This window comes from Micromonospora sp. WMMD737 (assembly GCF_049179055.1).
In the GTDB taxonomy this organism is placed as follows: Bacteria; Actinomycetota; Actinomycetes; order Mycobacteriales; family Micromonosporaceae; genus Micromonospora; species Micromonospora reichwaldensis.
The window spans coordinates 1-3,003 of sequence record NZ_JBMHMH010000032.1 but is presented as its reverse complement, the minus strand read 5'-3'; the positions used below and the strand labels follow the sequence as shown (position 1 = coordinate 3,003).

Sequence of the window (3,003 nt, the reverse complement as noted above, 5' to 3'; positions counted from 1 at the left end):
TGGACGAAAAAACGAGGCTAGGGTGCACAGGTGACGGAAAAGAAGCGCCGTGGTGGGGCGAATCCGAGCCTGGTGGAAAAACCCGCTGGTGGTCTCAGGGAACAGAACCGTCTCTTCAACAGAGAGCGTATCTACCAGGCTGCGGTGGCGGTGATCGTAGAGCGTGGTTTCGACGCAACGACAATGGACGACATCGCCGCGCGCGCGGGAACCGCTCGACGGACGGTCTTCAATCATTTTCCGGCCAAGGGTGACATCACCTATGAGTGGGCTGACCGTCGCCGTTCGCGCGCCGCGGAGGCCGCGCAAGAAGCCGTCGGTACCTCGGGGAAGGTCATCGATCGCGTGCGGGCTTTCTTTCGCGAACTGGTCGGTATCACCGAGGAAGCACCCGAAGAGACGCGACAGATGCTCATCGGGTGGCTTACCTCGCAGGGGCCGGTCTACAACTGGGCGAGGATTTCTGGCCGCCTGAGTGAGTGGTTGGCTGCCGGTCATGACGACGGCACCATCGACAGCGCGGTGGATCCGGTGGTCGCCGCCAACGTTCTCTACGATGTCTACCTTGGCGTGCTCTTTCGGTGGATGGAACAGCCTTCTCAGGCTGGCGCATTGGGCGTCGACCTTGCCAAGGCGGTCGATCTCGTCCTGGACGGGTTGAGGCCCAGGGCGAGCTGACAGCTATCGGGCCGTCCGCTGCTGGCGCATTCGAATGTCGAACCCCTAGGACGACGGCCCCGGTGCTGGTGCCGCCGCAGAGCGTGGTTCCTGGGACGCTAGCAGCCTGCAAGGCCGGCGCGGCACGTTCGATGGGTAACGGCTTCATCGAAGCCTGCTGTCGCAGGACAACGAAAGTTGTTACATCCCATCGCCGGTCCGCGTGCGGAATGCCGACGACGGCTTGGGATCGAAGAGGAGCAGGCAACTTTCGGCATCCATCAATCCGATGTTCGCGTTGTATGGCTAACCGTCATTGAGGACATCGGCGGTGTTGGCCGCGCGTCCATCTCGCTGTTCGTCATCTCAAGTCGCTGCTGCTCGTCCTCTCTCAACCTGAACCCGCCACGGTCATGCCGGCTTGTTCGTCCGCGCGGACGAATTTCGCATCTGGGGTTGACTCGCGAGGCAAGACATAGCAGCATCCTAGTGCACTCACTGCACTGCAGTGCAATTAAGGAGAAGATGCTCTACGACTCCGCGGGCCTGACCGCACCCACCCCGCACAATTCGACCGAAAGGGCCTCTGCATCAATGCCTTTACACAAAGTTCGCCGCATCGTCACCGGTCACATGCCCGATGGTGAAACCACCGTAATCTTCGATAACACGGCCACCGAAGTCCTCGAGGTGGCCGGATGGCCGGGCGCCGGGGTCACCGAGCTGTGGTCGACGGATGAATGCCCCGCCGACCTTGACCAGACCCACGACCGCGTTCGCCCCATGCGTCACGACCCCACTCCGCAGGGTTCTTTGTTCCGTGTCGTCGAGATACCCCCGGAGACCGGGCTCGCCGTCGACACGGATGCCGCGTTCGAGGCTATGGGCACCGCCCACAGGCCCGACGCGGCGGCCAAGTCGCGGCACGCCAGCATGCACCGTACCGACTCCGTCGACTACATCGTCGTCATCTTCGGCCAAATGACCATGTTGATGACCGACGGGACCGAAGTGCTCCTGACGCCGGGCGACTGCGTCGTGCAACAGGGCACGACGCACGCATGGGTCAACCGCGGAAGCGAGCCGTGCGTGATTGCCGCAGTGCTGATCGACGGCAGGCGTCCCGCCGTCCTCGCCCAAACATGAAGACAGCCTTTCGAATCAATGTCCAAGGAAAGAGATAGCAGATGGCGCAAACTCGCATCCTGATCACTGGCGGCGACGTGCTCATCGGTGATCCCCTCAGCGGCGAGATACAAAGCGGCGACATCCTGGTCGAGGACGGCACCATCGTCGCGATCGGAGGCGATCTGACCGGAGTGGACGCCGAAACGATCTCGGCGAAGGACCGCTGGGTCGTCCCCGGGTTCGTCGACTCGCACCGTCATCTCTGGCAGACCACCATGCGCGGCCTGTGCGCCGACTGGAACCTCAACGACTACTTCTGGCGAATCCGCAACAACCATGCCGGCCTGCACGAGGCCGACGATATCTATGCGGGCCAATTCGCCGGCGGCCTCGATGCGTTGAGCGCTGGGGTCACTACTACGATCGACTACTCACACAACAACAGCACCCCCGACCATGCCGACCAGGCAGTACGCGGCGTGGCTGACGCGGGTCTGCGGATCCTGTGGTGTTACGGCTACTTCAACTCACCACGAGCGGACCCGTACTTCACTTCCTGGGATCTGCGCGCGGCCGACGTGCGACGAATCAAAGACACGTACTTTGCCTCCGACGGCGTGATGCGAATGGGTGTTGCCCTCAACGAACTTGGTCTGGTGCCGCTGTATCAGACACGCGACGAGATCGAGCTGGCTGCCGAACTCGACATACCGGTCACCATGCATACCTCGTGCATCTGGAATGCCGAACAGCAGATGGCCGACGTCACCTTGCTGCACAAAGCGGGTCTGTTGCGCGAGGGCCAGTTGCACTCACACAGCAACGCGTGCACCGACGCGGAACTGATCCTGCTGCGCGACCACGGCTGTTCGGTGTCGACCACTCCCGATACCGAGTTGCAGATGGCCTGCGGTGTACCGATTTTCCGTCGCGCTCTTGAACACGGAGTGAACGCCGGCATCGGAGCCGACATCGTGTCCAACAACGGCGGAGACCTCTTCACCGCCATGCGTATCCTGATGCAGCATGAGCGTGGCTATGCATTTCAGCCACTGTTGGAAACGAAGGGCCTACCGGCGGTTACCGGCGAGCTCCCGGTGACGACCCGCCAGATCCTGCACGCCGCCACCCTCGCCGGCGCCCGAGCTTTGGGCATGGGTGATGTGTGCGGTTCGATCGAGGTCGGCAAGTCAGCCGACCTGGTTTTCTTGCGCAATG

The 3,003-nt window shown here is 62.3% G+C and carries 3 protein-coding genes; all 3 read left to right on the top strand.

Annotated features, from left to right (window positions below; translation table 11 throughout):
- Positions 1-30: 30 nt before the first annotated feature.
- Entirely contained in the window at positions 31-678 is a 648-nt protein-coding gene (locus tag ACN27A_RS34145; protein WP_421459096.1) for a TetR/AcrR family transcriptional regulator, read from the top strand.
- Positions 679-1,182: 504 nt separating this feature from the next.
- Positions 1,183-1,803 carry a cupin domain-containing protein gene (locus ACN27A_RS34140; RefSeq protein WP_421459094.1) on the top strand — a complete coding sequence of 207 codons (621 nt, stop codon included), beginning with the start codon at positions 1,183-1,185 and terminating at the stop codon, positions 1,801-1,803.
- 41 nt (positions 1,804-1,844) lie between these two features.
- A partial coding sequence (locus ACN27A_RS34135) for an amidohydrolase family protein (protein WP_421459093.1) occupies positions 1,845-3,003 on the top strand: 1,159 nt, incomplete at its 3' end.

What these genes read in the sequence shown, in the direction of transcription:
- ACN27A_RS34140 (WP_421459094.1), top strand. Translation starts at nt 1,183, where the DNA reads ATGCTCTACGACTCCGCGGGCCTGACCGCACCCACCCCGCACAATTCG.